Origin of the sequence: Micromonospora sp. NPDC005413, assembly GCF_040606435.1 — a bacterium.
Classification (GTDB): domain Bacteria; phylum Actinomycetota; class Actinomycetes; order Mycobacteriales; family Micromonosporaceae; genus Micromonospora.
In genome coordinates, this window is the sequence record NZ_JBEXEV010000071.1 from 1 (window position 1) to 6,004 (window position 6,004).

Annotated in this window: 8 protein-coding genes; all 8 read right to left on the reverse strand. The window is 69.9% G+C overall.

Going from position 1 to position 6,004, the window contains the following annotated elements:
- Window positions 1-122 precede the first annotated feature (122 nt).
- The 8 genes from ABZS37_RS32515 to ABZS37_RS32550 all read right to left on the reverse strand — a co-directional run bounded on the left by ABZS37_RS32515 (window position 123) and on the right by ABZS37_RS32550 (window position 5,777).
- Complete coding sequence (locus tag ABZS37_RS32515) at window positions 123-1,142, reverse strand: C40 family peptidase (RefSeq protein ID WP_355175404.1); 1,020 nt, start codon at window positions 1,140-1,142, stop codon at window positions 123-125.
- Window positions 1,143-1,223: 81 nt separating this feature from the next.
- Window positions 1,224-1,565 (reverse strand): hypothetical protein, encoded by a 342-nt coding sequence (locus ABZS37_RS32520; protein ID WP_355175406.1) that lies wholly within the window; start codon window positions 1,563-1,565, stop codon window positions 1,224-1,226.
- A 75-nt stretch (window positions 1,566-1,640) separates the two neighbouring features.
- Window positions 1,641-1,970 carry a hypothetical protein gene (locus ABZS37_RS32525; protein ID WP_355175408.1) on the reverse strand — a complete coding sequence of 110 codons (330 nt, stop codon included), beginning with the start codon at window positions 1,968-1,970 and terminating at the stop codon, window positions 1,641-1,643.
- Between the two features lie 97 nt (window positions 1,971-2,067).
- On the reverse strand, window positions 2,068-2,514 hold the full coding sequence (locus tag ABZS37_RS32530) for a hypothetical protein (RefSeq protein WP_355175410.1): 447 nt from the start codon (window positions 2,512-2,514) through the stop codon (window positions 2,068-2,070).
- Window positions 2,511-2,909 carry a hypothetical protein gene (locus ABZS37_RS32535; protein ID WP_355175412.1) on the reverse strand — a complete coding sequence of 133 codons (399 nt, stop codon included), beginning with the start codon at window positions 2,907-2,909 and terminating at the stop codon, window positions 2,511-2,513. Before ABZS37_RS32535 ends, ABZS37_RS32530 begins: the two co-directional genes overlap by 4 nt.
- Window positions 2,910-3,028: 119 nt before the next feature.
- Window positions 3,029-4,018 carry a DUF932 domain-containing protein gene (locus ABZS37_RS32540; protein WP_355175414.1) on the reverse strand — a complete coding sequence of 330 codons (990 nt, stop codon included), beginning with the start codon at window positions 4,016-4,018 and terminating at the stop codon, window positions 3,029-3,031.
- 77 nt (window positions 4,019-4,095) lie between these two features.
- A complete protein-coding gene (locus ABZS37_RS32545) occupies window positions 4,096-4,356 on the reverse strand; it encodes a hypothetical protein (protein WP_355175416.1) in 261 nt (86 codons plus the stop codon).
- A gap of 74 nt (window positions 4,357-4,430) precedes the next feature.
- A complete protein-coding gene (locus ABZS37_RS32550; RefSeq protein ID WP_355175418.1) occupies window positions 4,431-5,777 on the reverse strand; it encodes a MarR family winged helix-turn-helix transcriptional regulator in 1,347 nt (448 codons plus the stop codon).
- Window positions 5,778-6,004 lie beyond the last annotated feature (227 nt).

A 6,004-nucleotide genomic window follows, 5' to 3' on the forward strand; every position in this document is an offset into this window, starting at 1 on the left:
TGGAGCGCAGGTAAGACCGGGACCCGTCCCGGCACCGCGCGGCGAAGCGGTAACTCACCCGGACGCCGCGTGTTCCACGCGCAGCGTGGAGGGAACCTCCGTCCTTTAGGGCGGAGAGGATGTCAAAGGGCAACCCGCCTGACGGCGGCGATCTGGCTGAGCCAGTTGCTCAGCCGCGAGATCTTGATCGTGTCGCCAGTTCTTGGCGCCTGGATGATCAGACCCTGCCCGATGTACATGCCGACGTGGCGGGGGTTGGCCATGGTGCCTTGGCTGCCGGGGATGAAGACGAGGTCGCCGGGTAGCAGGAGTGTCGGGTCGGCTACCGGCTTGCCCGCGTTGACCTGGTCGGTGGTGACGCGTGGGATGGAGATGCCGGTGGCCCGGTACGCCGACTGCATGAGCGAGGAGCAGTCGCATTGTTTGTCGGGGTCGCCGGAGTGCGGGTCGGTGCAGGAGCCGCCGAAGTGGTAGGGAGTGCCGAGTTGGTTCACGGCCCAGCCGACGGCGGTCGCTACGGCGGGTGGGGTGTTGGCGGGTAGCGCGAACCCGGCGGGGAGCGTGTCGAGGGCGTCGGTGGCGCAGTCGGCGAGGGTGTTGGTCAACTGCTCCACGAGGTGCAGGGCGTCGTCGGTCCAGGTGGCGTAGGCGTCGGGGAACGCGGAGGACTGGACGGCTTGCGCGGCCTGGGTGAGTGGCATCGTCTGCCAGTCGGGCACGGTCTGGAGCTTGTCGAAGAACTTGCCGGCCTGGTAGGCGGGTTCGGACAGTTGCGCGATAGTGCCCCAGCCTTGGTTGGGGCGTTGTTGGAAGACGCCGATGGAGTCGTGGTCGTTGCGGTCGCCGAGGTGGGGCAGGTTGCGGAGGCCGGATTCCTGGATGGCGGTGGTGACGGCGACGATCCAGCCCCAGCGGGGTACGCCTTTGTCGACCCCGACGTCGATGATCGTGGCGGCGATGTCGAGTTGCTCGGTGTCCCATCGGCCGGGGCCGGGCGGCTGCCCGGAGGGGCGTATGACGGGTGGGGCGGCGATGGCGCATCTGCCGGGGCCGCCGCCGGTGACGGCGGACAGCAGCAGGAGGGGTAGGCCGAAGCAGGCGATGACGACGACGGTAACGACGCCAATGATGATCTTTGTCATGGTGGTGACCTTCCGGAATAGCGAAAAAGGGCCGGGTCTGCGTGCGCGTGCCGGCCGGCCGGCGCGCGGCGGGGGTGCGTTCTAGAGGCGGTAGAGAAGGGGGAGTAGCGCGGCGTGGGTCTCGCGGAGGAGACCGGTGATCAGGGTGCTGGCCGGGAACAGCGGGTGGCCCATGTCGACGCAGGTGGCGTAGCGCCAGTCCCAGTGGCCGGGCTCCAAGCGGGGCACGTACCAGAGGGCGTTGGCGGCATCGACGAACACCGCGCCGTTGATCTGTGGGGCGAGCAGGGTCATGGGTTGGCTGGCGCAGGTGGCCAGGCAGTGGCAGTCGGGGTTGTTGTAGATCGAGCGCGGTTGGCCGTGGTGGATCGGGCAGCGGCAGTCGCAGGCGCGCTCGCAGGCGTTGCGGTAGGTGCGGTGCATAGATGTCTCCCTTGGTCGTGAAGCACGAAAAGGTCGTGGGCCGCCCGCGGGGGCGGCCCACATGGAGTGGTCCGGTCAGTCGATGGGCGTGTCGAGGACGGTGGCGGCCTGGCGGAGTAGGTGCTCGATGACGAGGCTGGCGTCGTGGACGTCGGCCCGGGTGTCGATCTTGGTGGCGTTGTCCCAGTCCCAGGTGCCGTTGGCGATGGCGGGGACGTGCCAGAGGTCGCCGCCCTGGTCGAGGAAGAGTGCGCGGCCTCGCTGGTGGGCCAGCAGGGTGAGGGGTTGGGTGGCGCAGGTGATGGTGCAGGCGCAGCCGGGCTCGTTGTAGGTGGTGCGCGGCAGGCGGTGGTGAATGATGCAGCGGCAGTCGCAGACCCTGCGCCACGGTGGCGTGTACGTCACGAGTTCCTCCGCAAGGGTGAATGCGCCTACGCCTCGGTTGCCGCCGGCGTAGGGCGGCTTCCGAGGCGTACGCGGTGGGGCGGCTGGTGTCAGGCCGTCATGGGTTCGACGGCGGGATGGTGCAGGTTCCGCGTGATCCGAGGAGCAGGTCGTCCTGGATCTGGCGGGTTTCCTCGACGGTGAGCACGTAGGCCGGCAGCTGCGGTATGTGCTCGCGCCAGGCGCGGTAGAGGCGGTGGGTTCCGTCGATGAGCAGCGGGCCGGGCGGCGCTGCGTTGACGCTGATCTGCGCCACGATCAGCGGTTGGGTCAGGTCGGTGGTCATGGCGTAGGTCCGGTGGAGGGCGGTGCTGCTCGGGCCGATGAGGTTGGTTGCCCACGGGTTGGGGTTGTCGAGGTGGACAAGGCCGTACGCGGCGGCCCACGCCGGCACGTCCAGGGGCCGGGTGTCGCGCGGCGACGTCGCGATCAGCGCCTGCGCGGCGTCGATCGAGAACACCCACGGCCCGAAGTGGAACCACTGGGGTAGTCGGGGCCCGGTCACTGGTGGTCTCTCTTCGCGGTGATGCGGGTGTAGATCGCGATGCAGCGCAGGATCAGTTCGTGTGACGGAAGGGTCAGCAGCCGTTGCCGCTTGTCGTCGCGGAGCTGGTCCCAGATGAGGACGGTGACGCTGGCCGACCACAGGTCGACGAGGACACCGTCGATCTTGGCGTGTTGCCGGTTGCCGACGATGCGCCGCAGCGTGTCGATGAGCGTGGGGTCTCCGGGTGGGTGGTTGGCGTCGTCGGGTCGTTGCGCTTCGGGCAGCAGGGTGTAGCAGTCCTCGCAGGTGTACTCGACGCGCGTCGGGTCGTTCTCCCACCGCTGAACGCCGGCAGCGGGCAGGCCACACACCGACTGTCGAAGGTCGCGGGGATGACGGATGTGGCGAATCATGGGCGGCCCGTCCGGCCTGATCCGGGCCGGGTGGTGCTCGGCAGTGCCATGGATGCCTCCGTTCCGTGCAGGCCGGGGCAGCGGTCTGCGGACCGCTGCCCCGACGGGTCGAAGTGCGGTCAGACCTTCAGCAGGTCGAAGGCGGCCACCTTCAGCTCGCCGACGTTGCCGGTGAGCACCCGGTTGGCGCGGGCGATGTCGTTCTTGGCGGGCTGGTAGTGGTCGAGGTACTCGGTGATGGCCTGGTATCCGGCCCACCGGCTGCCGGCGATGGCCTTCTGGGTGTCGGCCTCGCGGATCAGGTACTTGAGGGTGCCGAGGCGCTGCTTGGCGTTGTTGCGGGTCTGCTCGGAGGCGTTGTCCTTGACCGGCCACACCTGGCCGACGATTTTTTCGAACTCGCGCATGGCCATTTCGGTCTGGAGCATCCGCTCGGCGGCGTTCTCGAAGGTCTCCATGTACGTCCACATCAGGCCCAGCGCTTCACGGGCCTGGCTGATCTGGGAGTTGACGTTGGAGGTGTGCCGGAACGTGTAGTGCCCGACCGAGTGGGCGAAGGCGGCGCGTTGGGTGTTCGCGCAGACCACTCGGATGGGGCTGGCGTCGACCCGCAGGGCGGCGGTGCCGTCGTGGGAGGTCGTGCCGATGAGGTAGAGATCCAGCCGGTCCACCCCGGCGATCTCCATCACCGTAGGCAGCTTCATCGTGACGAACACGCTCTTGCCGCGGCGGAGGCTCCCGGCGGTCTCGAAGTGGGCGCCGCCCACCTGATCGACGAGGTGGTCGAGCATTTCGGCGCACTGCTCGTTCTGGACCACGGTGTAGTCGGTGCCGACGATGCCCAGGTACTCGGTGTCACCGGTGGCGGGGTTGCGGCGCACGGTCATCCGCTTGTCGTCGGCGGGGATCTGCACCTCGACCCCACCCACGATGTCGATGCCGACGGTGCGGATGGTCCGCACGCCCCAGTCGCCGAGGTGGGCGGCGGCCATGATCTCCTCTGCCTTCATGGTGTCCTGCGTGACGGTGCCGAGCTGGTGCCAGGCCGACAGTCGGGCGCTGGCGAAGGCGGTCGTTCCGTCGGCGAACGTCTCGAGTTCGTGCGGCACGGGTTTCTCCTTGTCGATGTGCCGCGGGGGCCGAGCGCATGCGCTCGGCCCCCGCGATGGGTTTGGGATGGTGCGGGTCAGGACTGCTCGGAGCGGCCTCCGCCGGCCGTGATCGGACCGGCGGGGTAGGCGAACGCCATCGGTTCTTCGCTGACCTGGATGAGGTGACCGGTGGCGGCAGCGTCCAGGCAGCACGTGGTGACGGCGCTGGTGCCGATGCGGCGCCCGTCGAGGGTGGCGTTGATGCCGCGGGCGATCTCGTGCGCCTTCAACGGATGGCCTGGCCTCTCGGCGAGGTAGTCCAGAACCAGGTCAGACAGTGGCCGGACATCGGGCATGGGGTTTCTCCTGTGAGCGGATTCCCGGGGTCCGGGCGGTGGCCCGATCCCCGGGTGACGCCAGCCGTGCCGGGTCAGGGCTTCGTGGTGTCGTCGCTTGCCTGCCCGGTGCCGTCCGTGCCGGCGACGGCGGCGGTGCCGGTGTCGGCCGGCGCGGGGTAGGCGAAGGTCAGCGGCGCGTCGGAGACCAGGAGGATCCGGCCGGCGGCGGCGGCCTTGGTGCAGTTGTTGCGTACCGCCCCGGAGCTGACCGCGCGACCGAGCTGTCCGCTGATGGCGGTGGCGATGTCCTGCGGGCTCATCGCCCGGCCCGGGTTCGCGGCCAGGACGTCGAGGGTCAGCTTCTCCAGCTCGCCGCGGCCGAACGGCTGGCTGCCGTCGGCGTTGGCGGTTGCGTCGCTGCGGCGGCCCGCGCTCCCGGTGATGCCCGTCGCGCGCGGCGGCGTGCGCCGGGGCAGGGTGACGATGTGGGTCTCGCCGTCGGGCGCGACGACGTGCAGCGTGCCGTCGGCCCGGATCAGGGGCAGCACCGCCGCCGTGGCGCTCGGCGCGGTCGCCAGGCCGCGGATGACCTGGTAGCACAGTGGGCAGCGGGGCGGCTCCGGGTTCGGGTCGACCTCGCTGGCTTTCGTCGGACCGGCGATCCACCGTTGCGGCAAACCGGGCAGTCGGCGGGCGGCGTCGGCCTGCTCCATCGCGGTGAGCAGCCGGGAGGCGGTCGGGTGGCTGATACCGCTCTCGGCCACGATCACGTCGAGATTCACACCGTCGTCGCCGTAATCGGCCAGGACACCCTTGATGGCCATGACCTTGCGGTCACCGGGGCGAGCAGGCTGCACGGCGGCGACCGTCGGTGCCTGCTCGTCCACGCCAGTGTCGGCGTCGTCGTCCGTCGTGTCGCCGCTGTCGATCTGGCCGCCGGACTGGTCGGTCGTCTCGGTGTCCGGCGTGGCGGCGGCGTCGGTTCGGTCGCTCTCGCTCTCGCTCTCGTCCTCGTCCTCGTCCTCGTCCTCGTCCTCGTCCTCGTCCTCGTCCTCGTCCTCGTCCTCGTCCTCGGCGCCGGCGCCGGCGCCGTGGCCCGTATCGGCGGGCTGGTCGCCCATCTCGGAGTCCGGGTGGTCGGCGGCGTCGTCGGAGTCCGGGTCGCCGGCGTCGGTCTCGTCCGCCGTGTCGGCGGGCGTGAGGGCGGTGACGTCGGTCGGCGTGGCAAGGGTCCACCGGGTGGGGGTGCCCTCGGCCGGGTCAGAGTCGGTGTCCACCGCGACGATGACACCGGCGTCGACCAGGGTCTTGATCGCCTTGTCGGTGGTGGAGCGGGCCTTGCCGGCCTTGTCGGCCAACTCGTGGACGTCGCCCTGACCGAGATCGGTCAGAGCGTCGAGGACGGCCTGCGTCGCAGGCGTCAGGGGTAGGTGTTCCATCAGGGTTTCCCTCCTTGGGAACTGGTGGGCACGCCCGGCACGGTGCTGTTCCGGGCGGTGCTGCGCCGGGTCGCGGGGGCAGCGGTCAGCGCGGCAGGCGCGTGACGTAGGGCGCTGCCGAGGGGTGCCGCTTAAGGCGTGTTTCATAAGCCGGTCAGAGCCACTCGGTGATGATGGTGAGGGTCAGGACGGCTTGGAAGCGGACTGCGAGTTTGTCGTAGCGGGTG